The sequence below is a fragment of the Streptomyces sp. NPDC029216 genome (assembly GCF_040648015.1).
In the GTDB taxonomy this organism is placed as follows: Bacteria; Actinomycetota; Actinomycetes; order Streptomycetales; family Streptomycetaceae; genus Streptomyces.
The window spans coordinates 44,394-68,340 of the sequence record NZ_JBEZWL010000018.1 but is presented as its reverse complement, the minus strand read 5'-3'; the positions used below and the strand labels follow the sequence as shown (position 1 = coordinate 68,340).

Below are 23,947 nucleotides of genomic sequence, written 5' to 3'. Positions count from 1 at the left end.
TCAGACGTTCCGCGTGCCGAAAAGTTGCAGGTGGTAGCTCTGGTCGGATGAGTTGTCGTACCACTCGATGGTGGTCCCGACGAGGCTCGCGGCGACGACTCTCCTGATGTTTCCGGGGCGGGCTGACGGTGTGGCAGAGGCGGCCATGAGTACCACTTCCGGACGGGGGCGGCCTCTCGGGCGGTGCCTGGTGGCCTCGCTCGCGTGACCTCGCCACCGAGCTTCCGCCGCTGGTCGACGCGTTGGAGGGCCGCTTCGGGCGCATCACGCGTCACGGTGAACCCCACCCGCTGGCCCGTCGTCCCGCACAAGGTTCCCGCCCTCGGACACACCGTGCACGCGGGCTGGTTCACCGAACAGGATCCCGACAAGATGATCCTGCTCTCCTACACCGTCGGCTGCTCCGACCTGCTGGTGATCCCGCCCGAGACCGAACCCGCGGCGGCCGCGCGCCTCATGGCCGCCGCCGCCCTCCCCGGCGGCGTCCTGGCCGCCGGTGTCCTGATGTCCGACGAAGCCGCGACCGGCCGCCGTATGCGGGAGGCCCGAGGCGGCGAGGACGCCTGGGAGACCGACGGCGGATCTGCCCCGCCGACGCTCCGGCACCCGGTCGTCGGAGCGCGGATGATCCTGCTGCGCGGTAACCCGTGGAGGTGACGTCATGGAGATCCTGATGGCGCTCGCGGCAGGAGCCCTGCTGATTGCGTTCGGCATGCGCCCGATCCACCGGGTCAACGCCCAGCACGACGCACGGATCGCGGCCCACCACTCCAGTGAGCCGTTCCCGGCCATCGTCCGGCCGCCGGCCTCTCGCGCCACCCCGAAGGGAATACCGCGTCTTGTACGTCCCATGGTGCGGGCGCCCACGCCGACGAAGTCTGAGCGGCAGTGGCCCTTCGCACGAACCAAAGGACTCGATCACGGCGACACTCCGCGAGCGGCAGGTCTACCGCGAACGGGTCCTGACCACCCTCTCCGAAGCCACCGAAGGCAACCGTCTCCTCGGAGTCCCGGGGCGGAAGCTGCGGAACGTTCTGCGCATCCCGGCGGAAGACCTGGCCGGCGCCTGCACCTACCTCGCCGGCGAGGACCTGAATACCTGTGCTCGCGGCCTGAGAATTTGACAGCCATCGCGGAGAGGGTTTTTGTCGGCGACGCACAGGGGGAAATATTCGACGCCCGCAGGATGCGGCGACGTGCTACTGTCGATGTCAGTTGCAGTTTTGGTACCCAAAAACTTCGAGTGCTCCCGCAGGCCGCGTGCCGGACGGAAGCGCTGTGTATTTCCGGTCTTTTTCCGGGCAGGGCATCATCGCGGCGACACGGCGTTCGTACGGTACGGATGCCGATGTACTGCCCAAAGGAGAAATGACATGGCTGCTGGCACCGTGAAGTGGTTCAACGCGGAAAAGGGCTTCGGCTTCATCGAGCAGGACGGTGGCGGCGCTGACGTGTTCGCCCACTACTCGAACATCGCCGCCCAGGGCTTCCGCGAGCTCCAGGAAGGCCAGAAGGTCACCTTCGACATCGCGCAGGGCCAGAAGGGCCCGACGGCCGAGAACATCGTCTCCGCCTGACGCTGACGCGTAACACGTAGCTGGGGCCCGCATCCTTCGGGGTGCGGGCCCCAGCCATGCGCATTTCGCAGGTCTTCTACCTGAACCTGCGTCACCCGCACTTCTTTCGCTCGCTCGCTTGCGCGTCGACATTTAGTCGACCCGGTTCGAGCCGCTTGCTTTCGCATTTCATTCGGCCGTGCCTGTGATTACCGACGCTGTTCATTCGCTGCCGGAATTCCTCGATACGCGCCGTATCAAGGAAGGCCGAACTCCCTGGCGGGCCGCGACGTACTGGGCCGCGGCGGGACCGGTTCGGGCAAGACCCTCGCCCAGCAGGTCACCGAAGCCCTCACCCCGTACGCCCGCGCCGTGCGGCTGCGTCTGGCCACCGTCGTCGGCGGGATGCCGATCGGCCGGCAGGCGAGCGCACTGCGCGGCGGCGCGGAGGTCGTCGTGGCCACACCCGGCCGCCTCAAGGACCTCATCGACCGTGGCGACTGCCGGCTGGACCAGGTCGCGGTCACCGTCCTCGACGAGGCCGACCAGATGGCCGACATGGGCTTCATGCCCCAGGTCACCGCGCTCCTGGACCAGGTCCGTCCCGGAGGGCAGCGGATGCTGTTCTCCGCGACGCTGGACCGCAACGTCGACCTCCTGGTCCGCCGCTGCCTCGCCGACCCCGTCGTCCACTCCGTGGACCCCTCCCAGGGTGCGGTCACCACGGTGGAGCACCACGTCCTGCACGTCCAGGGCGCGGACAAGCACCGGACGACGACGCAGATCGCCACGCGTGAGGGCCGTTGATCATGTTCCTCGACACCAAGCACGCCGTGGACCGCCTCACCCAGGACCTCCTCGACAGCGGTGTCCGGGCCGTCGGCCTCCACGGCGGGAAGTCACAGCCGCAACGCACCCGCACCCTCGCCCCGTTCAAGACCGGGCACGTCACCGTCGTGGTCGCGACGAACGTCGCCGCCCGCGGCATCCACGTCGACAACCTCGACCTCGTCGTCAACGTGGACCCGCCGACCGACCACAAGGACTACCTCCACCGCGGCGGCCGTACCGCGCGGGCCGGCGAGTCCGGCAGCGTCGTCACCCTCGTCACCCCCCAGCAGCGCCGCGACATGACCTGCCCCTGTCCGGCTGACGACCTCACGGCCCGTCCACCGTCCCGGTGGACGGGCCGTCCCAGCTGCCGCGGGGCGCACCTGAACATGCGGGCCTACCAGTCCCCGAGCTAGGACTCCAGGGCCGTGGCACGCGGCCCGGCCCACGCCGATCACCCCTGCCGGGGGCGTGAGAGCGAGGGATACGCGACGAACGTCCGGGCATGGGGGGTCGGTTCGGCCCCAGGCCGTGCGACCCGCCGGCGGCTGGACCCGTCGCGCATCAAAGCCCTTCGCATCGCCGAGTTGTCACCCTCGGGCGGAGCGAGGGATTCCTTACCGCTCGTAACAGGGGAAATTCGTCCGGTAGTAATTAGATGAATCGCTGACTGAATTTCCGTCAGCAAGCCTCGCCTGATTATCTCGATTCCATAACGACATCGCCGAAATGGCCTGGACCTGCACGTGTCTAGAGGTGCAACTTGCCTTATTTTTAAGCTACTTGACAGATCATCAGATTCAGTCACCAAGGTAACAGTCAGATATCTCGAACTCCATTCCTGTTTGTCCGAATTCTCCACCGTGCCCGTCTGGCAGGCTTCCGTGCACCCACTCCTCCGGCCCAGAATTTGAGGTGCGCATGACGGCCTACCGTCGAGAGAAAGGTGAACGCCGACGCGCACGTCCCCACACCGGCCGCCGCTCCGGCCCGCCCGGAGGCCGGCGAAGTGGCTGCCGCCGAAGTCAGCGGGCGCCCTCAGGACGCGCCCGCCGGGCAGACCGTCCAGTGCGACGGTGACGGCGGCACCGGCAACCGCGTCCAGGTCGTCTGCGTGCACGGCTGATCAACCGCCGGCGCACGGTCACCTTCCCCTGCGGCCGTCCGCCGGTCCCTCACAGCACCACGCCTCCACCGCACCACCGCGGTGGCAACCAGTGGGCTGACTGGCCATCACCTGACGGTGCCACCGCCGAGCCAGGCGCCCTTCGGCATCTGTCGCGCAGACCGGACGATCCGGCTGCCGGGCAAGCAAGTTCCCGCATTTTCAGATCAAGGAGCATGATGCACAAACGTCGCGCGTCCCGCCGCAAGAAGGCGCTGACAGCCACGGTCATCGCCGCACTCTCCGGCGGCCTGCTGTTCGGCTTCGGTGCGCTCGCCCAAGCCGACGTGGTGAGCGGCACGGTCATCGGCGGGCAGGGCAACTACACGACCGTCAACCACCGGGCCAAGCCGTCCCTCTCGGCCCAGGTGAACGGTTCCTCGAAGGTAGGCGACAGGATCCAGATGTCCTGCCGGACCACCGGCGACACCGTGGAGAACAACCCGCGGTGGATCTACACCGGCTCGTACTACATCGCTGACGCCTTCATCAACGAGAACACCACGGCCCTGCCGGTCTGCGGTTCGACGCCGAACCCGAAGCCCACCCCCACCCCTCCCCCCACGACCGTGAAGACGCTCAACATCGACATGCAGAAGCAGGTCAGGACCCAGTGGTGCTGGGACGCCTCCGGCGTGACCATCGCCAAGCACTGGGGCCGCTCCGTCAGCCAGGAGCAGTTCTGCCAACTCGCGGCCCAGGGCTCCTGGGTGGACTGCAACAACCAGCCCGCGACGCTGGAAGACATGGCCAACGGCCTGGCCAGGCTGGGGCTGAGCAACAGCGGCCGCAGCCTGTATCGCAACGCCTCGTTCAGCGAGTCGGTCGCCGAGATAGCCGCAGGCCGACCGTTCGCCGTCCGGATCGGCTGGCGCACCGGCGGTGGTCACATGAACGTCATCTACGGCTACGACAGCGCCACCAACATGGTCGCGGTCGGGGACCCGTGGCAGACCACCCAGACCTACACCTGGTGGAACCACGCCACTTACGTGAACAACAACTCGTTCCAGTGGACCCACTCCCGCATCGGGATCCAGGGCTGAGGAGAAGACCGACCATGCAGACCACCCGACGCACCAAGCACACGGCAGTCCGGGCCGCCGTCCTCGCCACGGCCGCGCTCGCCGCGGCCCTGAGCGGAATCGTTCCCGCACAGGCTGCGGAGGGCGACGGCATCGCGGGCTACCCGTCCGCCCAGCAGGCCGTCCGCAGCGACCAACTCCGCGACACGGTCTCCCGCTTCCTGGTCTCGGCCCGGCAGCACGGCACGGGCACCGGCGCGGACGGCGGCACCGTCGGCACCCCCGGCAACGCACCCGCCGCGGTCGCCGCGCCGCCCGGGTTCGCTCTCAAGGACCCGGTGCCGATGTTCGAGATCAGCCCCGAGTTCGTGACCGGCAAGACCCAGGCGACCCCGCAGACCGCGATCCGGCTCTCCTACCTGGCCTCCCGGGTGACCGCCTCCGACGGCAAGAACGCCGCCGTACTGCTCGCACCCAAGGGGGCTGCCGCTACGACGGGAAGCGGCCCGCAGAACGTCGGTGCCGAGGGCTGGCAGCTGGCCGGCATCCGGGACGGGGACGCCGAGGTCGGCTTCGCCGAGCGCGGCACCGCACAGGCCCGTACCTTCACCGAGCCGCAGATCCACGCCTGGTACCGGCTCACCGCCGACGGTATGGTCGAGCCGCTCAACGAGGAAGCGACCACCGGCCTCGGCGGAAAGCGCGGCGTCACCCTCGCCGCCTACCAGAAGCTTGTCACCAGCCGCTACGGCGACAAGATGCCCGGCTCGGAGTACGACCGCAAGGGCCTGGCCGGCGGGTACGCCGGCCTCGTGGAGGAACAGCCGGAACAGGTCGCCGCCGCGTCCGGGACACCGGCGGCCGAGGCATCGTGGCAGCCGATCTCCGCCACCGCGGCCGCAGCGCTGGCGGCGATCGGCGGTGCGGTGGTGTACGTGCGCCGTCGGCAGACGGCGGCCCTCCGCTGACCCGACCCCATGAGGGCCGGGTCCCCTCCGTGCGCAGCGCCCAAGCAGCGGACGCAGGTCAGCGCGCACTGCGCCGCAGGACCGAAGCCCAGTCTCCCCCTGCCTCGTTGTCGCGCGGGTGATGACCGCAGCGACAGCTGCCCGGCAGGTGGCGAGGGGTGCCTGACCTGCTGTTCATGCGGAGGGCTGGGCCAGGTCCGGGTGGCGGCGGCGCCAGTCCGCGTAGACCGGGCTGGCGGTGCAGGTCTCCAGGTAGCCGGCCGCCACCGTGCGCACAAGGTCGTCGGCGTGTGAGGCCAGCGGGCCGTCACGCTGCCAGGCCAGGACGTGGCGGTACCAGAGCGGGTTTCCCGCGAGGGGGCGGACGGTGACGCCGGGGGTTTGCGCGAAGGTGGCCTGGCAGAGGCTGACGGCCAGGCCCGCGCGGACCAGTTCGATCAGCTGGCGTCCCTCGGCCTCGTGCGGGGCGGAGGGCCGGCGGCCGGCCAGCGCGCACACCGAGGACCAGTACTCGCGGGTGCGGTCGCCGTCGGGCCGGGGCATCGCCCAGTCGTGATCGGCCAGTTCGGTCAGGGACACGGCCTCCTGGCCGGCCAGTGGGTGGGTCGCGGGCAGCAGGGCGAAGACGGGTTCGGTGACCAGGGGGGTGAGGACCACCCCGTCGCGCGGCGGCAGGACCTGCTCCGGGTGGTCGCCGAGGACCGCCGCCTCCAGGCGGCCGGCGGCCAGGTCGTCCAGGAGCGTGACGGGGGAGTAGTGGCACCGGGACGTCACCTCGGCGTCGGGCAGCAACGTTCCTATGGCCAGCACGAGGTGGCCGATGAGGGGAGCGCCGACCGATCCGACGCGGACCCGGTCCTGGGACGCCAAGTGGCGGGCGGTGTCGGCGAGGAGCGCGTCGATGCCTGGCAGGACGGCGTGGGCCCGGGCCAGCACCAGCTCACCGAAGGCCGTGGGCGTGGCTCCGGCCCGCCGCCGGTCGAAGAGCACACCGCCGAGCATCGACTCGATGCGACGCAACTGTGTGCTGAGGCCCGGCTGGGTCATGGACAGCGAGGCGGCGGCCCGGGTGAGGCTGCCGGCCTCGGCGATCGCGCACACCACCCGCAGGTGCCGTACCTCCAGTTCCATGCCGCGCATGTTATGGAGCGGCGACAGCTTTCGGACAGGAGCGGGACCCCGTCAGGCTTATGTGAAATGTCACACACCACTTAGAGGAAGGTTGCGCGACCATGAGACCCATCCATCGGCTGACGACATTGCGCGGGGCGCTGTTGCCCGCCCTGGCCGCCGCACTGCTGCTCCTCCTGCTGGGAGCGCCGCCCGCCGGCGCCGCGGACAGCCCGTCGGCCTGCGCCCTGCGCGGTAGCACCGGGTGGACGGACGAGGGGCACGACACGGACTACTCGGTGTTCCGGCGTCCCGCCGGGACGCTCAAGGTCGCCATGGTCTTCGTGGACTTCCCGGACGCGCGGGCCACCGAGGCCCCGAGCGAGGACTCGGCGCAGATCACGCCCGGGGCGGACTGGCTGTGGTACGCCTCGTACGGCAAGGCCTGGCTCGCGATCGACCAGCACCAGCGGTGGGTCCGCATGCCCCGCGCCTCCACCGACTACGGCTTCGCGCGCGGCCTGAACCACGAGACGCATGAGGCGTACGTCAAGGACGCGGTGGCGGCCGCCGATCCGTACGTGGACTTCTCCGGGTACGACATGGTGTACGTCGTGCCGACCCGCAACGCGGCGGCGATCTCCTTCACACCCACGTACGTGTACGAGCCGGGCACGTCGGGCGTGGTGGCCGACGGCCGCCAGGTCAAGTGGGCGGTGACCTTCGGCCAGGACATGTGGCACTGGGGTGCCAAGCTGGTCGCCCACGAGACCGCGCACGCCTTCGGGCTGCCCGACCTGTACGCCTTCGAGGCGGGCAGCGACGCCCACCGCTTCGTCGGCGGCTGGGACGTGATGGGACTGATCGGCGGCCGTGGGTCGCAGTTCTTCGCCTGGCACTCCTGGAAGCTCGGCTGGACCGGGGACGGCCAGGTCGTGTGCCGGGCGACGAAGGGCAGCGACACCGTGTACCTCACTGCGGTCGAGTACGGCAGCGGTACCAAAATGGCGGTGATCCGCACCGGCCCCACGACCGCGTACGTCGTCGAGTCGAGGCGCGGGATCCAGGCGGACGCGGGCTCCTGCTCGACCGGCGCCCTGATCTACCGGATCGACGCTTCCGTGCGGACCGGCCAGGGGCCGGTCAGGGTGATGGACGCCAAGCCGGCCGCCGCACCTGCCGGCGGCTGCCGCCCGCTGGACGACGCCCCGTTCTGGGCCGGCGAGTCGTTCACCGACGCGGCGGCCGGGGTACGGATCGACGTGCTCGCCGCCGACGGCTACGGCGAGACCGTACGCGTCACGAAGTCGTAGGAGCGTATCCGTGTCAGTGCCCCGACTCCGTGAGCGATCCCCGGGGCGCCGGCATGGATCTCGCATCAGTTTCCGCTCGTACCGGGGTCCTTGAGCCCGATCGTGGCGTAGTCGAGCTGGCCGCCGAAGGACGTGTGCCCGAAGGCGCCGGCGATGTTCGTGCCGACCAGCAGCGGCATGCGCTCGATGACGGCGGGTGCCGTCGGGGCCTTGGCGAGGATCTCCCCGTCCAGCTGCCGCCACGCCGTGTCGGCCTGCGCGGCGTCGGTCATGTCGGCGATCTCGTCCATCCGCTTCATCGTCGGCTCGTCACGGAAGAGCGAGTGATTGCCGGAGTTCCCCTTCTCCTTGATGGAGCGGCCGTCGAAGAGGAAGGGGAGGAAGGTGGAGCCGGAGGGATAGTCGGGGCACCAGCCGGTGTAGACGAGGTCGCTGCGGTTCTTGGTGTCACCGATGGTGTCGTAGAAGGCCGACGGGTCGACGGCGTCGATCGTGACCTTGATCCCCGCCCGGCCCAGGGACTGCTGGATCGCCTCGGCGACCCCCTTGTCCCCGTTGGAGACGGTGATGGTCGTCGTGAACCCGTCCGGCTTGCCCGCCTCCCGCAGGAGCTGTTTCGCCTTCTCCACGTCACCCGTGGCCGGGATCCCCAGCGTATCGGGCTGCTTGCCGCCGAAGAGCGAGCCGGGCATGAGCGCGGTGGCGGGGTCGTTGAAGGCAGGGCCCCCCGAGGCGGTCAGCACCGCCTCGCGGTCCAGGGCGTACTGCACGGCCTGCCGGGCCTTGACGTTGTCGAACGGGGCCCGGCCGGTGTGCATCTGCACCATCTCGGTGCAGTTCGTGGACTCGGCCAGCAGCCGCGCCCTGACGGCGGCCTTGGTGAGCACCTTGGGGGCGCTCTCCGGCCGGAGCTTGCCCCAGGAGACCGCGGAGGCGTCAATGCCGCCCGAGGCGATGAGCCGGTCGTCGATCTGGTTGGCCCTCAGCCCCATCACCACGACCAGCTTGTCCGGGTACGCCTTGCGTACGGTGTCCGTCGCCGGGTCCCAGTGGGGGTTGCGTACCAGCACCAGCCGCTTGTCCCGGTCGTACGACTCGATCTTGTACGGGCCCGATGAGAACGGGCGGCTGTCGTACTGGGGGCCTTTGTCCTGGACCCGGGGCACCGGGGCGAAAGTGGGCAGGACGGTGGCGTGGGGGAACTCCGCGAAGGGTTTGCGGAGTTCAAAGACGATCGTGTGGTCGTCGGGGGTCTTGACGGAGTCGAGGTGCTGGCCCTGGGCGGGGCCCCGGTAGCCCTCGGCGCCGGCCAGGTAGCGGGCGGCGTAGTCCGGGCCGCCGGGCAGGTCGGGGGAGAAGGACCGCTCCACGTTGTACTTGACGTCCTGCGCGGTGATCGGGGTGCCGTCCTCGTACGTGAGGCCCTTCTTGAGTTTGAACGTCCAGGTCCTGGCGCCGTTGGAGGAGACTCCGAGGTCCTCGGCGAGGTCGGGGGCCAGGTCTCCGCCCTTGGCGCCCGGTTCCGCCTTGTACGTCACCAGGGTGCGGTAGAGCAGCCGCGTGCCGAAGTCCACGTCGCCGATGACCCAGTTGCGCGCCGGGTCGAGGTGGGTGAAGTCCTGGTTGGACAGGACGGTCAGCGTGCCGCCCTTCTGCGGAGTGCCGCCCACTGTGGCCCCCGCGTTGGCGAGTGCGGGGTTCTTCGAGTCCTTGTCCGGCCGGCTGTCACCGGAGTGGGTGCCGTTGGAACAGCCGGCCATGCCGAGTGTGACGGTCGCGGCCAAGGCCGTGGCGACGGCGTGGAGAGTGCGTTTGTTCATCAGTGGTCACTCCGTGAACAGTCGGGCAGCCAAGGGAGGCTGGAATGTGACCGATAACATAGTTATGTGAAATGGCACCCACAATTGTCGCGTCTCCATAGCGCGGAGTTATGGGTAAGTGGGGGCTCCACGGCCGCCGTCGGCCGCGCCATGCTGTCGTGCAATGTCACATGTCTCTGAATGTCTCCATGCGGCCGTGCGGGCCGCGAAAGGGGCCCCGTGAACCCTGCGTACGCGACCATCGACCATGCCTTCACCGTCCCCCTGGACCACGCGGCCCCGCACGGTCCGACCATCCAGATCTTCGCCCGGGAGGTCACCGACGCGCGCCAAGCAGGTCGGAAACTGCCCTGGCTGCTCTATCTGCAGGGCGGACCCGGCGGCAAGTCGCCCCGTCCGTCGGCCGGTTCGCCCGGCTGGCTGCCCGAGGCGCTCAAGACCCACCGGGTCCTCCTCCTCGATCAGCGCGGCACGGGCCGTTCCACCCCCGTCACCGCCCGCGCGGCCTCGCGCTTCGCCTCACCGGCCCGGCTGGCCGGCCATCTCGGGCACTTCCGGGCCGACTCGATCGTCGCGGACGCCGAACTGATCCGCCGTCAGCTGTGTGGCGACGAGCCCTGGGAGACCCTCGGCCAGAGCTACGGCGGCTTCATCACCCTCACCTATCTCTCCCAGGCGCCCGAAGGGCTACGGGCCTGCTACGTGACAGGCGGCCTGCCAGGCATCTCGGCCACCGCCGAAGACGTCTACGCCCGCACCTACCCCCGGGTGCGGGACCGCGTCCTCGACTTCTACGCCCGCTACCCTGACGACGCCGACCGGCTGCGCGAGATCGCCCGCCTCCTGGCCGCCACCGACGTGCGCCTGCCGGACGGAGACCGGCTCACCCCCCACCGCATGCGTACGCTCGGCCTCGCCCTCGGCATGGGCGACGGCTTCGAGCGCATCCACTGGCTGCTCGACGAATCCCTCGACGCGGATGCGAAGCCGACCGACACGTTCCTGCACCAGGTGATGACGCTGACGGGCTTCACCGACAACCCGCTCTTCGCCGTCATGCAGGAGACCCTGTACGGCCAGGGTGCGGGGCCGACCGGCTGGGCGGCGTCCCGGGCCATGGCGGCGTTCCCCGAGTTCGCCGACGACGCCGACCCCCTACTGCTCACCGGAGAAATGATCTACCCCTGGATGTTCCGCGAGATCAAGGGCCTGCGCCCCTTCGCCGACGCGGCCGATGTGCTCGCCGAACGCTCGGAATGGCCATCGCTGTACGACCCGCACCGCCTCGCCGCCAACCGGGTTCCGCTCGCCGCCCTCGTCTACCACGACGACATGTACGTGGACGCCGGGCTCTCCCTGCGTACCGCGCGCGAGGTCGGTGCCACCCGGGTCTGGGTCACCAACGAATGGGAGCACGACGGCGTCACTGCCTCCGGCGGCCGCGTGCTGTCCCGTCTGATGGACCTGGCCGCGGGTCGCGCGTAGCCCCGGTACCTCCGAACAGCCCTCCTCGTACCCCCTCGCCCCCTCAACCTGCCTCCGACGGGAGAGACATGACCACCCCGCCCCGCCGCCTGCGGCCCCTCGCCGCGGCAGTCGCCCTCATCTCCTGCCTGTCCGCCCCCGCAGCGGCAGCCACCGCCGGCTCGCCGCCCTCCGCCGCCGGCTGCGCCCTCCCCGGCCGGACCGGCTGGACGGACGAGGGCCACGACACCGACCGGACCCAGTTCCAGCCCGCCACCGGGACCCGCCGCGCCCTCACGCTGTTCGTGGACTTCCCCGACGCCCCGGCCACCGACTCCACCGAGCCGTACGCCGCTCACCTCGCCCCCGCCGCCGACTGGATGGGCCGCGCCGGCTACGGCCGTCTGCGACTGGAGAACACCCCGCTGCACCGCTGGATCCGGATGCCCGCTGACTCCACCTCCTACGGCTTCGCGCGCGGCCTCACCTTCGAGGCCCACGAGAAGTACGTCCGCGACGCGATCACGGCCGCCGACCCTTACGCGGACTTCTCCCGCTACGACATGGTTTACGTCGTCCCCGCCAAGGCGGCGACCGCCATCCCCTTCTCCCCGACCTACCTCTACGACCCGGCCACGCCCGGCATCACCGCCGACGGCACCCGCCTGAAGTGGGCCGTCACCTTCGGCCAGGACATGTGGCGCTGGGGCCACAAGGTCGCAGCCCACGAGACCGCCCACACCTTCGGTCTGCCTGACCTGTACTCCTTCACCGGCGCCACCCACCAGTACGTGGGCGGCTGGGACCTCATGGGCAACATCGCCGGCCACGCCCCGCAGTACCTCGGCTGGCACTCCTGGAAGCTCGGCTGGACCCGTGACGACCAGGTCGTGTGCCTGCCCGCGTCCGGTCGCCGAACGGTGCGGCTGACCCCGGTGGAACGGCCCGGCGGAACCAAGATCGCCGTGGTGCGCACCGGTGAGACGACGGCATACGTGGCGGAATCCCGCCGTGCCGAGGGCAATGACGCGGCCGCCTGCTCCACCGGCGTCCTCATATACAGGGTCGACTCCGCCGCCCGCACCGGCGAGGGCCCGGTCCGGATCATGAGCGCGACCCCGGCCACGACCCCGCCCGCCGGGTGCACACCGCTGGACCTGGCCGCGTACGCACCCGGACAGAGTTTCACCGACCCCGCGACCGGCGTGCGCATCGACGTCCTCGCGGGCGGGCGGACGGGAGACGCGGTGCGGCTGAGCAAGGAGTGACTCCGGTCCGGGCGGGCCGCCGTCCACCTGATTCCCGGTGGTCCCCTGACGGATCGTCAGTACGGACATACGGACATACGGACATGCCGCCTCCGTGACCGGGGCTGCAGCCTGGCACCAGAGGTGGCATTTTCCGTGAGTCGTCGGGGGTGTCCCTGTATCCGGGCATTCCGTCCAGTCAGGAGCTCGCCCCCTCTTGGAACGGCACGGGGTCGGACTACCACAGGTCCCTCTCGTGACCGGCCGACGACGGGCGGTCGACGCGGCCGATCGCCAGGAGTGACCGTCGGCCGGGGCGGCGTGGCACAGCCGGGGTCGGGCGCGGACTCACCCCAGGGGTGTGCGGCGACCACCGCATCCTCACAACCGTGGAAGACGTTCACAGCCGCCGCATCCACCGCGACGGACCCCGTATGACCGGCGGCCGGGACGAGATCCCCCTCGTCCTGTGGGCTGATGGATGCTCTTGACGATGGTGCGGGCGGGGCCGTGCTGACCGGCGAAGCGAGCGGCGACTGAGGGCGTCAGTGGATCAGTGCTCGATCTGGAAGCGGCTTTGAGCCCTCGCCCGGCTGCGCGGCGAGGGCGCGGCTGCCCCGAGTCCTGGCGCCCGTGACAGCCCGGCTCGAGTGTCACTGGCGTCGGGCCGTGAGACCCCGGTGAGTCTGGAAGGGTTGGACCGGCGCAAAACCTGCGCCCGAACGCGTACCACCTCCGTCGACCGGGAGAGAAGCATGACCATCAAGGACATCGGGCCCGAACCCCAGAGTTTCGACCTGGAGCAGGCGACGCTGGAGAACACCAACTACCGCTCGGTCGCCTGGTCCGGGAAGTACCTCCAGCTGACCCTCATGTCGATCCCGGTGGGTGAGGACATCGGCCTGGAGGCACACCCGGGGACCGACCAGTTCCTCCGGCTCGACGCGGGCCGCGGCCGCGTTCAGATGGGCAGCGCGAAGGACCGCCTCGACTTCGACCAGGAGGTCGAGGACGGCTGGGCGGTCTTCGTACCCGCCGGCACGTGGCACAACGTCACCAACACCGGCGACGAGCCCATGCAGCTCTACGCCGTCTACGCCCCGGTCCACCACGCCCCGGACAAGATCCACGCAACCTTCGCCGACGCGGAAAGCGACGAGGACTCGGGCAACGACGAACCCCCGGCCTGGTCGGTCCAGCCCACCCACCACCCCGCGGACAAGCACGCCTGACCACCTGCGGGGGCCCAGGAAACAAACAAGCCCCAGGTCGCTGACCTGGGGCTTTGCTATGGAGCGGATGCCGAATCCGTATCGACTTCCGGCACACGGTCCGCCAGGGCGAATACGACGGCCTTCTGCTGACCGTCCTCCACGCCGAAAATCCGGCCTGCTCACCGGAGCGACGGTCGTCCAGACCAAAGTCGCGTCCACCGAACCGGGCCGGGCGGCTTCCGCCCGGCCCTCGGACACAGTTGCCCCGCCCGCTCGGAAATCCACATGACGCTGACCCGCGGCTGACCCACCGCCCGTTGCAATCCACGGAACACCGGTCCGGAGCCGCCGCCGAGGCCGGACAGGCGGCCGATCGTCCGTGAGATCTCCCCGCACCATGAACCGAGATCATTCCCCCCTCAAGATCCACTATGGGAGGAGCAGCTGTTCCAGGTCTGCGGGCGGCTGACGGCCGATGAACGATCCGAGGGTGTTCCGGGACCCGGTGCCACCGGCCAGGATGCCACCCATGAGTTCACCGGTGTCCGACCGCAGGACGATCTTGGCGTAGCGGGTGGCGCCCTCTGCGAAGACCGCCTCGACACCCTGGCCGTCCTCGGCGCGAGTGGCGCCGAGCGTGGCGACGTTCACCCCGAAGAGTTTGAGCGTTACGGGTGGGGCGGCGTCGTCGAAGGGATCGGTGTCCCGGCCCAGCAGCTGTCGCACCACGCTGTCCGCCATACGGAAGCCGGGCTCGACCAGACCGTGGCAGCGTCCCCGTACGGCGGCGCATTCGCCGACGGCCCAGACGTGTCGGTCCTCGGTACGGCAGTGGCCGTCGACGAGGAAGCCGCCCCGCTCGCCGCGCTCCAGGCCCAGGGCGGCGGCCAGTTCGTCCCGGGGCCGGATGCCCGCGGCGAAGACGACCAGGTCGGTCTCCACGACCGTGCCGTCCGAGAGGGTGACGGCGCGGACCGTACCGTCGGGGTGGGCGTCGACCGACGCGGTGGCGGTGGCGCAGTGCACCCGCAGGCCCAGCTCGGTGACCTGTCGGTGGAGCACGCGGGCCGCCCCCGCGTCGAGCTGGGCCGGCATCAGGTGCGGTGCGGTCTCCACGATGTGCGGGCGCATCCCCAGCAGGCGCAGCGCATTGGCGGCTTCCAGTCCGAGGAGTCCGCCCCCGACCACGACGCCCGGACGGCCCGCACGGGAGGCGTCGCGGATGGCGTCGAGGTCGTCGAAGGTGCGGTAGACGAAGCAGCCCGTCAGTCGGCTCCCGGGGACCGGGGGAACGAACGGGCGCGAGCCAGTGGCCAGCACCAGGGCGTCGTAGGGGATGCGGTCGCCGCCGGCCGTCACCACGGTTCGGGCCGTACGGTCGACCGCCACCGCGGGGCAGGCCAGGCGGAGGTCGACGCGGGGGTCGCCCAGGAAGTCGTGCCCGGTGAGGCTGAGGTCCTCCTTGTCCTTGCCGTCCAGGTACGACGTCAGGGCGACCCGGTCGTAGGCGGGGTGCCGTTCCTCGGCCAGGACGACGATCCGCCAGACGGCTTCGGTGTCCAGGCGCAGCAGTTGGTCGACGAGCCGGTGTCCGACCATGCCGTGTCCGATGACGACGAGCGTGCGGGTCACGACGCTTTCTCCAGTTCCGGTCCGGTCTCGGATGCCCAGGAGTGGCACAGCTCCCGCACCGCCCCGCCGCAGCCGCCGCAGCCGGTCGTGGCCCGGGTGGCGGCGGCGAGAGCCGTCACCGTGCGGGCGCCTGCCCGCCAGGCCCGGCTCAGGGCCCCCTGCGAGACGCTGTTGCACAGGCATACCAAGGCGTCCTCGCTCGCCTCGGTGCTGTCCGCGGCTCGGGGCCGGGGCGGCAGGTCGAGCAGCAGTCCCAGCCGATCGGACGGGAGCGGCCGGCCGCTGCGGTGCAGGAATGCGATCGTGGCGATCGCCTGCGGCAGGCCGAACAGCACGGCTGCCACGATGCGTTCGTCGTGCAGTGCGAGCCGCGCGTAGCGGTGGCCGACAGGATCGATGAGGCTGATCGACCGGGTGCCGTGGCGTTCGAAGTCGTCCAGGGAACCGATGCAGGCCACGTCGGCCACCGCGGTGGACAGGCGGAGTACGGGCGCGACGGAGCGGTGGGCCGCGGCACGGCCGACGAGGACCTCGGCGAGGATCTCCCCCTGGTCCCAGGCTGCGTTGGCGCCGGCCATGGTCCGGCCGTCGTGTTCCGTGCAGTCGCCGAGGGCGTGGACGTACGGGTCGCTGGTACGCAGCCGGTCGTCGACCAGTATCCCGTCGCGGACGTCGAGGCCGGCTGCGCGCGCGAGCCCCGTCTCGGGCACGGGGGAGGCGCACACCACGACCGTGTCGGCGCGGAGCGAAGTGCCATCCGTCAGGACGACTCGGCCCGGGGCGCGGTGCACCACGGTGTTCCCGCCGATCACCGTGACGCCCGCCGGCTCCAGCCGTTCGGTGAGCATGCGCCCGCCGATCGCGTCGAGTCGTCCGTCCAGCGGATACGGAGCGGGGCACACCAGCGTGGTGTGCGCACCACGGGCGGCCAGCGCCCCTGCGGTCTCCACCTCCCGTGCTCCTCCGCCGAGCACCACCACGTCGCCGACCGCGATCTCGTCGTAGTCCGCCGCGGTGCTCGGGGTGCACACTCCCTGCACGGGCCGCCCGTCGGGCCCGGTGAGGCCGGGTACGCGGGGCACGACCGGGCGCGCGCCCGTGGCGAGCACCAGCACGTCGTAGGAGTGGTCGGCCGCGACCCCGTCGACGGAGGCCCTCACTCGGCGGTGCTCCCGGTCGATGGCGTGCACGGTGACGCCTCCCAGGACCCGCGCCCCGGACGGCGGCCTGCTCAGGAGGTGGGGGGTGGACACGGACGCGACGGTGGACGGGGGCAGGAACGGCCGCTGCGCGGCGCCGGATCCGAGGATGGTGACGGTTCCCGCGTGGTGCCTGTGGCTCAGCCGTTCCGCGAGGTGGTGGGCCTCGGGCCCATCGCCGACGATGAGGACATGGGTCACAGCGCTGCTCCTGGCAGAGGGGTGATGCGGACGGCGCACACTTTGAATTCGGGCATGCCGCTGCGGGGGTCCAGGGCCGGGTGGGTGAACAGGTTCGCCCGCCCGTCACCGGGGAAATGGAAGGGCACGAAGACGGTGTCCAGGCGCATCGACGAGTCGACGCGTACGCGGGCGGTCATGCTGCCGCGTGCGGACGTGACCAGGGAGAGTTCGCGGTCGGCCAGACCCGAGCGGGCGGCGGTGTCGGGGTGCATCTCGACGAAGGGTTCAGGAGCGGCCTCGACCAGTTCCGCGACCCGGCGCGTCTGCGCACCGGACTGGTAGTGCGCCAGCACCCTGCCGGTCGTGGCGTAGAGCGGGTAGCGGGAACTGGTCTCCTCCGCCGGCCGGCGGTGCTCCACTTCGGTGAACCGGGCCAGGCCGTCGGTGTGCGCGAACCGGTCCAGAAAGAGCCTGGGGGTCCCCGGGTGCGCACCCGAAGTGCCCGGAGTGCCCGTGGTCCTGGAAGAATCCGGCGATTGCGAGGCGTCCGGCGTGTCCGGGCAAGGCCAGTGCAGACTCTCCCCCGCGTCCAGACGCTCGTAGGAGATGCCGGAGTAGTCGGCCTTCCCGCCGCGGGACGCGGCCCGCAGCTCCTCGAACACCTCTCGTGGCAGGGTGGGGTAGCGGCTCGTGGGCTCCCCCAGCCGTACGGCCAGGTCGTGCAGCACTTGGAGGTCACTGCGCACACCGGCCGGCGGTGGGAGCAGGCGGCGGCGCCGCAGGACGCGGCCTTCCAGGTTGGTCAGGGTGCCTTCCTCTTCGGCCCACTGGGTGACGGGCAGTACCACGTCGGCCATGCGGGCGGTCTCAGAAGGTACGAAATCGGCCACCACCAGGAGGTCGAGCGACGCCAGCCGCTCGCTCACCCGGGAGGCGTTCGGGGCCGACACCGCGGGGTTCGAGCCGAACACCAGGAGCGCCCGGGGCCCTTGTTCGCCGCCCAGCGAGTCGAACAGTTCGTATGCACTGCGTCCGGGGCCCGGCAAATCCTCGGGGTTCACACCCCATACGCCGCCCACGTGTGCGCGCGCCGCCGGGTCCGTGATCGGCCGGTAGCCGGGCAACTGGTCTGCCTTCTGGCCGTGTTCCCGGCCGCCCTGGCCGTTGCCCTGTCCGGTGAGGCAGCCGTACCCGCTGCCGCACGTGCCGGGCAGTCCGAGGGCGAGGGCCAGATTGACGAATCCGGAGACGGTGTCCGCGCCGTTGCTGTGCTGCTCGACTCCGCGGCCGGTCAGTACGTACGCGTTGCGGGACTCCGCGAGCATCCTGACGGCTCGGCGCTGTGCGCTCGCGGGAACCCCGGTGATCTCCTCGACCCGTTCGGGCCACCATCCCATCGCCCGCCGCGCCGCGGCCTCGAAGCCCTGGGTGCGGCTTCGGATGTACTCCTGGTCGGTCAGGCCCTCCACGACGGCGATGTGCAGGAGGCCGAGCGCGAGCGCCAGATCGGTGCCGGGCGCGGGCTGGAGGTGCAGCCGTGCGCGCTGCGCGGTGGCCGTACGCCGGGGGTCCATGACGATCAGGTCGGCCCCGTCGAGGTGCTGCATGAGCGGTGGCATGGTCTCGGCGATGTTGGCGCCGGCCAGCAGTACGGTCTGCGCGTCGCGCAGATCGGTGACCGGGAAGGGCAGTCCGCGGTCGAGGCCGAAGGCCGCGATTCCCGCCGCGGCGGCGGACGACATGCAGAAGCGGCCGTTGTAGTCGATCTGGCTGGTGCCGAGGGTGACGCGGGCGAACTTGCCCAGCAGGTAGGCCTTCTCGTTGGTCAGGCCGCCGCCCCCGAACACGGCCACCGAGTCCGGGCCGTAGCGGGCCCGGAGCCGGCTGAGGGATTCGGCCACGGTGTCCAGGGCGTCGTCCCAGGACGCCTCGGCGAGCCGGCCGTCCCGGCCGCGTACCAGTGGCCGGGTCAGCCGGTCGGTGGCCGCCAGGACCTCAGGGGCGCTCCAGCCCTTCTGGCACAGCCGGCCGCGGTTGACCGGAAAGTCCGCGGGGTGCACCTTCACGCCTGCTTCCCGGTCGCCGCTGATCCGGGTGCCGCACTGCAGGGCGCAGTAGGGGCAGTGGGTGTCCGTCTGCGTGAGGGCTGTGGATCGTTCAGACACGGGTCGTTTCCTTCGCGGTACGAGCCGTGTTCTCATCCCGTGAGGGTCCACCCCGCAGGTAGACGGTGCGGATCAGGACCATGCACAGCACGTAGTAGGCGAGGAACCCGAGGAAGGCGGGGATGCCGGAGCCCGAGCCGTCGGTGTAGGAGAACTTGAAGGCGAGGTTGATGGCGGCGCCGCCGAGTCCTCCGATGGCGCCGGCGATCGCGATGACGGCGCCGGTCAGGCGGCGCGCGCGGGCGAAGGCCTCGTTCGCGTCACCGCCGGAGGTGATGGACGCCTCGGCCCTGCGGGCGAACACCGCCGGAATCATCTTGTACGTGGAGCCGTTGCCGAGGCCGCTGAGGACGAACAGCGCGGTGAACCCGCCGACGAACAGCGCGAAGGAGTTCGCGGCGGCCGCGACCACGAGGACGAGGGTGCCCGCGCCCATGCCGAGGAAGGTCCAGAAGGAGACCTGGGCTCCGCCCAGTCGGTCGGCGAGCCTGCCGCCGAGGGGGCGGGAGAAGGAGCCCAGGAACGGGCCGAGGAACGTGTAGCCGACCGCTTCCAGGGGCGTGGCGCCGAACTCGTTCTGCAGGACGAGGCCGAAGGCGACGCCGTAGCCGATGAACGAGCCGAACGTGCCCATGTAGAGGACGGCGATCCGCCACGTGTCCCGGTCCCGTGCCGCTTCGCGCTGGGCGCCGGGCCGGGTCCGTACGGCGTCGACGTTGTCCATCTTCCAGGCGGCCAGCAGGGCGGTGGCCACGATGACGGGCAGGTAGACGGCCACGACGTAGGAGGGGTGCGCGTTGCCCGCCAGCGAGATGACCGCGAGCCCGATGAGCTGGATCGCCGCCACCCCGAGGTTTCCTCCGCCCGCGTTGAGGCCGAGGGCCCAGCCCTGGTGGCGCTGGGGGTAGAAGGCGGTGATGTTCGTCATGGAGGAGGCGAAGTTTCCTCCACCGACTCCGGCGACGGCGCCGATCGCGAGGAACACCCACAGCGGGGTGCCGGGCCGCTGGACGAAGTACAGGGCCAGCAGGGCGGGGACGAGCAGGATGCCGGTGGCGAACACGGTCCAGTTCCGGCCGCCGAACCGGGTCACGGCGTAGCTGTAGGGCAGTCGCAGCAGCGAGCCCACGACGGTCGGGGTCGCGACCAGGAGGAACTTCTCTCCGGGGTCGAAGGAGAACCCGATTTCGGGGGACATGAACAGGACGAGGACGGACCACATCGTCCAGACCGAGAAGCCGATGTGCTCGGACAGGACGGAGAGTACGAGGTTGCGGCGAGCGACGCGGTTTCCGCCCGTTTTCCAGGCTTCCTCGTCCTCGGGATCCCATCCGGTGAGCCAGCCGCCCTTTCCGGCGGGGGCGTCAGCCATGGTGTGCTCCAGGTGTGTGTCGGGTGTCAAGGGCTGGGCCCCGGCGAGGGGTACTCGCCGGGGCCCTGACCGTCCGTGCCGGCAGCGCCGTCCTCGTGAGGTGGCGTGCCTCCTGGGGCCCGGTGGATGGTCTCGGGAAGCCCCCGGGCACGGATCAAGGTGCTGGTCGGCTCAGAAGTCGAGGTCCAGCGCCTTGACCTTGTCCCGCTTGCGGTCCGGGTGGCTGTCGGGGAAGACGAAGCAACGGGTGTTCTTCAGCTTGTCGTCCTCGACCTTGGCGGTGGAGAAGATCACCACCGGTACCCGCTCCCCCTTGTTGAGGAAGTCCGCGCGGAAGTCGATGATCGGGGCGTCCTCGCCCCAGCGGCCCAGGAAGTCCTCGACGACGTCCTGGTCGGCGTAGATGTGCCGGATGTGGTGGCCCACGTAGGTGTCGGGCTGCTCGCTCGCGCCGACGATCGCGATGTCCTTCCAGTTGGCGTGGGCGACGGTGCCGTCCTCCTCGATGAGGTGGATGGCGACCGGGCAGGTGTCGTAGTAGGCCTGGATGAACGCGACCGCGTCCTCACCCACCGGCACGTACGTCTCGCTGACCTCGTCCACGCGGCTGATCCACGCCTGGGCGGTGGAAGCGCCCGCGGCCTGCTCGGGGGAAGGCGTCGGGTGCGTGGTCACCGGGCGCAGGGCCCAGAAGCCGTAGGTCTTGCCGTTGACCTGGCCGAAGCCGACGTTGGCGTAACCGGTGGCGAACTCGGGGCTGGAGAAGACCGCGTCGAGGTTCTCCACCGGCTCGCCGGCACTGAGCAGGGCGGCGTGGCCGTCAACGCCCAGCGCGTCGGGGAGCTTGCTGCCCACCGCCGCGTTGTCGCCCAGCAGTTCGGTGGCCGCCTTGTTCGCCAGGACGACGAGTCCGTCGGCGTCGGTGACGATCATGCCGGGAGAGGCCCAGTTGAACAGGTCGAGGAGCTGCTCGGAAGAAGGGTAGTTCGACATGGCTGTATGCCTTTCTCTGGTTTAAAGAACCTTGCGGCTGTAGTTGAAGACCTGGCCCGTGGGGCCATTGGCCGGGAACTCGGCGATGGAGGCGATCCACTGCGCGACGGTGCGCGGCGACTTGAGCCAGTCCGTGTCGAAGCCCTCGTTGATGGCGCGGATGATCTGGTCGCTGACCTCGCCGTCGAGGCCGGCCAGCGTCATGGCCGTGGCCACCGGACCGGGGCGCACCTCGTTCGACACGACGCCGTCGTCGGCGAACTCGACCGAGCAGGCACGCATCAGCGAGGTCATGGCGGCCTTGCTGGCCGCGTACGGCCACCGCTCGGGGACGTAGCCGTTGGCCAGGCTCGCGCCCACGAAGGTCAGTGATCCGCCACCGCTCTGCTTGAGCAGGGGCGCTGTCGCCTGGACGAGGCAGAGCGCCGTGCGCACGTTGGTCTCGTAGGTGTCGGCCGCGACCCGCCAGTCCACCTTGACGAGGTCCACCGGGTCGGGTGAGGCGCCGGCGTTCAGGACCACGGCCTTCACCCGGTCCGCGGTCACCGGGGTCACGTCGGTGAGGGCGGCCCGTACGGCCTCCTCGTCACGCAGGTCGGCCACGCAGTCGACGTATCGGCCGTCCCGGGCGAGGTCCGGGTTGCCGCGCCTCGACAGACCGACGACGGTGTACTCCCGGCGCAGGAACTCGGCGGCGACCGCGGCGCCGATCCCCGAGGAGGTCCCGGAGACCACCGCCACCGGGGAGGCTTGCTCTCCCATCAGGAAGCCTGGAAGACAGCCGCGTCAATCGCCTTGAGCGAGCGCATCGACTGGACGTTGATCAGGCCCGGGTCGAGCTTCTGCCCGTGCAGGCGCTCCACCTCGATCACCATCTGGACGAACTGGAGGCTGGTCACGAGTCCGGACTCGATGAGGTCGGTGTCGTCCTGGATCGTGACCGGCTCGTCCTGCAGACCGCCGATCCATTCCCGCAGCGACGTGATCTTGCTTCCCACTACATCCTCTTCTCTTGCTTGTTCTTGAACTCGACGGAAAAGCCGGTGGGATGGGCGAAGGACTGGCTCTCCACGCCCAACCGGTCGCGGGTGATGACGATGTCCGAGCAGCGTTCGACGAGCTTCTCGACGAGCAGCGAGAACTCCGTCTTGGCGAGCAGGGCCCCCGGGCAGGCGTGCGATCCGACCGCGAAGGGGATCGAGCCCTTCAGGGACCTGCCGGGCTGGAACCGGTCGGGGTGCTCGAACACCCGTGGGTCCCGGTTGGCCCCCGCGATCGACGCCGCGACCGCAGAGTGCCGCGGCACGCGCACTCCTTGGATCTCCACGTCTTCGACGGCGAACCGCACGATCGTCTGCACCGGCGGATACAGCCGCAGGACCTCTTCGACGAACGCGTCGCGGACGTCCTCGTCAGCCAGTTCGCCCAGGCCGAAGATGCCCCGGCCCATGCAGTACACCAGTGAGGTGATGAAGGCGCTGCTGGTCTCGGTGCCGGCGAGGAAGAAGAGCAGTGCGGTGGAGCGCACTTCACTGTCCGTCAGCGAGATGCCCTTGCGGTCGCGGGTCCGTTCGATCGTCTCGAGCAGCGACTGCTCGCCGACGGTCGTGGCGGCCCGCTGCTCCTCGATCAGGCGCAGCAGTTCGGTGACGTTGGCGTGCGTCTGCTCCGTCTCCTCGGTGGGATAGTCCAGCAGCCGGGCCAGCGGCCGGGTCAGCTTGTGGAACCGGTCCTCCAGCGAGGGGTCGATACCGAGGATCGTGCACACGATTCCGTACGGGATCTTGTGCGCGAAGGAGTCGTAGAAGTCGTCGGTCTCGATGCCCGCGAGGCTCTCCACCAGGGCGTCGACGAGTCCCGGCATCAAGGTCCGCTTGTACTCGGCGACTCGCCCGGCGGACAGCGCGGGGGCCAGCAGGGCGCGGAACGCCCGGTGGTTCGGGCCGTCGGCGTCGAGGACGTTCGGCCCGAAGGCGCGTGCGCTGGCCTTGAGCGGGTGCTCGGCCACGATTTCGGGGTGGGCGAGTGCCTCCTGTACGGCGGCGTTGCCCGTGACCGCGTACAACCCGTTGTCCAGGCGGTGTACGTCCTGCCCCGACGGGAGGTGCCGGTACCAGTACGGGCGCGCCAGCAGGTCTGCGGGATGCTCCGCCGTGGCTACGCCGGGCATACGGCGTGCCCTCCGATGCCCAGACCGCTGATGCCCGCGAGCAGGCGCATCGCGGCAAGCCATTCGGAGCTGGTCAGTCCCAGGGAGCCGGGCTCCGTGTAGTGCGCGGTGAGCGTTCCGGTCCTGCCCTCGGGGCCGAGGAGTTCGCAGTGGAACGTGGTCTCGCCCTGGTGGTCCGCGTCCGTGCCGAGGGCCAGGTCGCCGTAGACGATGGATATCTCGCCGGTGAAATTCCGGCGGATGAGTTCGTAGCCGAGGGTGAGTCGCTCTTCGGGGTCGAACTTTGTCGCATACCGGTCGAGAAGGGCGTTTGCCGCTTCCATTACCCGTTCGATCCGACGCTTACCCTGGATGGATTCGAGCGCGATGGAAATCTGCGTTTCCGCGCGCGTGGGGGTACTCAATGCTTGAATTCCTTACCTGTACAGGATCATGGAAATCAGTGAGAGGAAACGCCGCGCACAGGCCACCGCCGAGGGCTGGGGCGGGCTCCAGAATGCGCGCAGCGCGGTGAAGGGGG

The 23,947-nt window shown here is 70.2% G+C and carries 19 protein-coding genes and 2 pseudogenes; 10 read left to right on the top strand and 11 right to left on the bottom strand.

The window, feature by feature from the left end:
• Positions 1 to 170: 170 nt before the first annotated feature.
• From AB0F18_RS10245 to AB0F18_RS10220, 6 genes and pseudogenes are all read left to right on the top strand, one after another.
• Positions 171 to 657, top strand: a pseudogene (locus tag AB0F18_RS10245) (DUF5994 family protein); the annotation flags it as partial.
• A 716-nt stretch (positions 658 to 1,373) separates the two neighbouring features.
• Entirely contained in the window at positions 1,374 to 1,577 is a 204-nt protein-coding gene (locus AB0F18_RS10240; RefSeq protein WP_362057084.1) for a cold-shock protein, read from the top strand.
• A 246-nt stretch (positions 1,578 to 1,823) separates the two neighbouring features.
• Positions 1,824 to 2,692: pseudogene (locus tag AB0F18_RS10235) on the top strand (DEAD/DEAH box helicase); the annotation flags it as partial.
• A gap of 641 nt (positions 2,693 to 3,333) precedes the next feature.
• The gene (locus AB0F18_RS10230) at positions 3,334 to 3,513 is read left to right on the top strand and encodes a hypothetical protein (protein WP_362057081.1); all 180 of its coding nucleotides are present in this window, start codon (positions 3,334 to 3,336) and stop codon (positions 3,511 to 3,513) included.
• Between the two features lie 215 nt (positions 3,514 to 3,728).
• Positions 3,729 to 4,598, top strand: a complete 870-nt coding sequence (locus AB0F18_RS10225) for a papain-like cysteine protease family protein (protein WP_362057078.1) — start codon at positions 3,729 to 3,731, stop codon at positions 4,596 to 4,598.
• Between the two features lie 14 nt (positions 4,599 to 4,612).
• Positions 4,613 to 5,545 carry a hypothetical protein gene (locus tag AB0F18_RS10220; protein WP_362057075.1) on the top strand — a complete coding sequence of 311 codons (933 nt, stop codon included), beginning with the start codon at positions 4,613 to 4,615 and terminating at the stop codon, positions 5,543 to 5,545.
• A 174-nt stretch (positions 5,546 to 5,719) separates the two neighbouring features.
• On the opposite strand, the gene AB0F18_RS10215 is transcribed toward AB0F18_RS10220, so the two are convergent.
• Positions 5,720 to 6,676 (bottom strand): LysR family transcriptional regulator, encoded by a 957-nt coding sequence (locus AB0F18_RS10215; protein ID WP_362057072.1) that lies wholly within the window; start codon positions 6,674 to 6,676, stop codon positions 5,720 to 5,722.
• A 101-nt stretch (positions 6,677 to 6,777) separates the two neighbouring features.
• On the opposite strand from AB0F18_RS10215, the gene AB0F18_RS10210 reads away from it, so the two are divergent.
• Positions 6,778 to 7,968 (top strand): peptidase M6, encoded by a 1,191-nt coding sequence (locus tag AB0F18_RS10210; RefSeq protein WP_362057069.1) that lies wholly within the window; start codon positions 6,778 to 6,780, stop codon positions 7,966 to 7,968.
• A 65-nt stretch (positions 7,969 to 8,033) separates the two neighbouring features.
• Here AB0F18_RS10210 and AB0F18_RS10205 read toward each other — a convergent pair whose 3' ends face one another.
• Complete coding sequence (locus AB0F18_RS10205) at positions 8,034 to 9,788, bottom strand: ABC transporter substrate-binding protein (RefSeq protein WP_362057066.1); 1,755 nt, start codon at positions 9,786 to 9,788, stop codon at positions 8,034 to 8,036.
• Positions 9,789 to 10,007: 219 nt separating this feature from the next.
• Here AB0F18_RS10205 and AB0F18_RS10200 point away from each other — a divergent pair, with 219 nt between their 5' ends.
• The 3 genes from AB0F18_RS10200 (at position 10,008) to AB0F18_RS10190 (ending at position 13,731) form a co-directional block, all read left to right on the top strand.
• Positions 10,008 to 11,273 (top strand): alpha/beta fold hydrolase, encoded by a 1,266-nt coding sequence (locus AB0F18_RS10200; protein ID WP_362057063.1) that lies wholly within the window; start codon positions 10,008 to 10,010, stop codon positions 11,271 to 11,273.
• A gap of 68 nt (positions 11,274 to 11,341) precedes the next feature.
• Positions 11,342 to 12,520, top strand: coding sequence for a M6 family metalloprotease domain-containing protein (locus AB0F18_RS10195; protein ID WP_362057060.1), 1,179 nt, complete (start codon positions 11,342 to 11,344; stop codon positions 12,518 to 12,520).
• A gap of 734 nt (positions 12,521 to 13,254) precedes the next feature.
• Positions 13,255 to 13,731: a cupin domain-containing protein gene (locus tag AB0F18_RS10190; protein ID WP_362057057.1), complete on the top strand. Its 477-nt coding sequence runs from the start codon at positions 13,255 to 13,257 to the stop codon at positions 13,729 to 13,731.
• Positions 13,732 to 14,142: 411 nt separating this feature from the next.
• On the opposite strand, the gene AB0F18_RS10185 is transcribed toward AB0F18_RS10190, so the two are convergent.
• The 9 genes from AB0F18_RS10185 to AB0F18_RS10145 all read right to left on the bottom strand — a co-directional run bounded on the left by AB0F18_RS10185 (position 14,143) and on the right by AB0F18_RS10145 (position 23,831).
• A complete protein-coding gene (locus tag AB0F18_RS10185) occupies positions 14,143 to 15,345 on the bottom strand; it encodes an FAD-dependent oxidoreductase (protein ID WP_362057054.1) in 1,203 nt (400 codons plus the stop codon).
• The gene (locus tag AB0F18_RS10180; RefSeq protein ID WP_362057051.1) at positions 15,342 to 16,745 is read right to left on the bottom strand and encodes an FAD-dependent oxidoreductase; all 1,404 of its coding nucleotides are present in this window, start codon (positions 16,743 to 16,745) and stop codon (positions 15,342 to 15,344) included. Before AB0F18_RS10180 ends, AB0F18_RS10185 begins: the two co-directional genes overlap by 4 nt.
• A complete protein-coding gene (locus tag AB0F18_RS10175; protein ID WP_362057049.1) occupies positions 16,742 to 18,892 on the bottom strand; it encodes a molybdopterin oxidoreductase family protein in 2,151 nt (716 codons plus the stop codon). The genes AB0F18_RS10180 and AB0F18_RS10175 overlap by 4 nt, the downstream gene beginning before the upstream one ends.
• Positions 18,885 to 20,264, bottom strand: coding sequence for an MFS transporter (locus AB0F18_RS10170; RefSeq protein ID WP_362057046.1), 1,380 nt, complete (start codon positions 20,262 to 20,264; stop codon positions 18,885 to 18,887). The genes AB0F18_RS10175 and AB0F18_RS10170 overlap by 8 nt, the downstream gene beginning before the upstream one ends.
• 171 nt (positions 20,265 to 20,435) lie before the next feature.
• The gene (locus AB0F18_RS10165; protein ID WP_362057043.1) at positions 20,436 to 21,257 is read right to left on the bottom strand and encodes a PAS domain-containing protein; all 822 of its coding nucleotides are present in this window, start codon (positions 21,255 to 21,257) and stop codon (positions 20,436 to 20,438) included.
• A gap of 21 nt (positions 21,258 to 21,278) precedes the next feature.
• Positions 21,279 to 22,019: an SDR family oxidoreductase gene (locus tag AB0F18_RS10160; RefSeq protein WP_362057040.1), complete on the bottom strand. Its 741-nt coding sequence runs from the start codon at positions 22,017 to 22,019 to the stop codon at positions 21,279 to 21,281.
• Positions 22,019 to 22,255, bottom strand: a complete 237-nt coding sequence (locus AB0F18_RS10155; protein WP_362057037.1) for a phosphopantetheine-binding protein — start codon at positions 22,253 to 22,255, stop codon at positions 22,019 to 22,021. The genes AB0F18_RS10160 and AB0F18_RS10155 overlap by 1 nt, the downstream gene beginning before the upstream one ends.
• Positions 22,255 to 23,427, bottom strand: coding sequence for a cytochrome P450 (locus AB0F18_RS10150; RefSeq protein ID WP_362057034.1), 1,173 nt, complete (start codon positions 23,425 to 23,427; stop codon positions 22,255 to 22,257). Before AB0F18_RS10150 ends, AB0F18_RS10155 begins: the two co-directional genes overlap by 1 nt.
• On the bottom strand, positions 23,415 to 23,831 hold the full coding sequence (locus AB0F18_RS10145) for a hypothetical protein (RefSeq protein WP_362057032.1): 417 nt from the start codon (positions 23,829 to 23,831) through the stop codon (positions 23,415 to 23,417). Before AB0F18_RS10145 ends, AB0F18_RS10150 begins: the two co-directional genes overlap by 13 nt.
• Positions 23,832 to 23,947: the final 116 nt, after the last annotated feature.

Excerpts from the sequence above, each read along its gene's own strand:
- AB0F18_RS10240 (WP_362057084.1), top strand. The coding sequence starts at position 1,374 with ATGGCTGCTGGCACCGTGAAGTGGTTCAACGCGGAAAAGGGCTTCGGC.
- AB0F18_RS10225 (WP_362057078.1), top strand. The coding sequence starts at position 3,729 with ATGATGCACAAACGTCGCGCGTCCCGCCGCAAGAAGGCGCTGACAGCC.
- AB0F18_RS10220 (WP_362057075.1), top strand. The coding sequence starts at position 4,613 with ATGCAGACCACCCGACGCACCAAGCACACGGCAGTCCGGGCCGCCGTC.
- AB0F18_RS10215 (WP_362057072.1), bottom strand. The coding sequence starts at position 6,676 with ATGGAACTGGAGGTACGGCACCTGCGGGTGGTGTGCGCGATCGCCGAG.
- AB0F18_RS10210 (WP_362057069.1), top strand. The coding sequence starts at position 6,778 with ATGAGACCCATCCATCGGCTGACGACATTGCGCGGGGCGCTGTTGCCC.
- AB0F18_RS10205 (WP_362057066.1), bottom strand. The coding sequence starts at position 9,788 with ATGAACAAACGCACTCTCCACGCCGTCGCCACGGCCTTGGCCGCGACC.
- AB0F18_RS10195 (WP_362057060.1), top strand. The coding sequence starts at position 11,342 with ATGACCACCCCGCCCCGCCGCCTGCGGCCCCTCGCCGCGGCAGTCGCC.
- AB0F18_RS10190 (WP_362057057.1), top strand. The coding sequence starts at position 13,255 with ATGACCATCAAGGACATCGGGCCCGAACCCCAGAGTTTCGACCTGGAG.
- AB0F18_RS10170 (WP_362057046.1), bottom strand. The coding sequence starts at position 20,264 with ATGGCTGACGCCCCCGCCGGAAAGGGCGGCTGGCTCACCGGATGGGAT.
- AB0F18_RS10165 (WP_362057043.1), bottom strand. The coding sequence starts at position 21,257 with ATGTCGAACTACCCTTCTTCCGAGCAGCTCCTCGACCTGTTCAACTGG.
- AB0F18_RS10160 (WP_362057040.1), bottom strand. The coding sequence starts at position 22,019 with ATGGGAGAGCAAGCCTCCCCGGTGGCGGTGGTCTCCGGGACCTCCTCG.
- AB0F18_RS10150 (WP_362057034.1), bottom strand. The coding sequence starts at position 23,427 with ATGCCCGGCGTAGCCACGGCGGAGCATCCCGCAGACCTGCTGGCGCGC.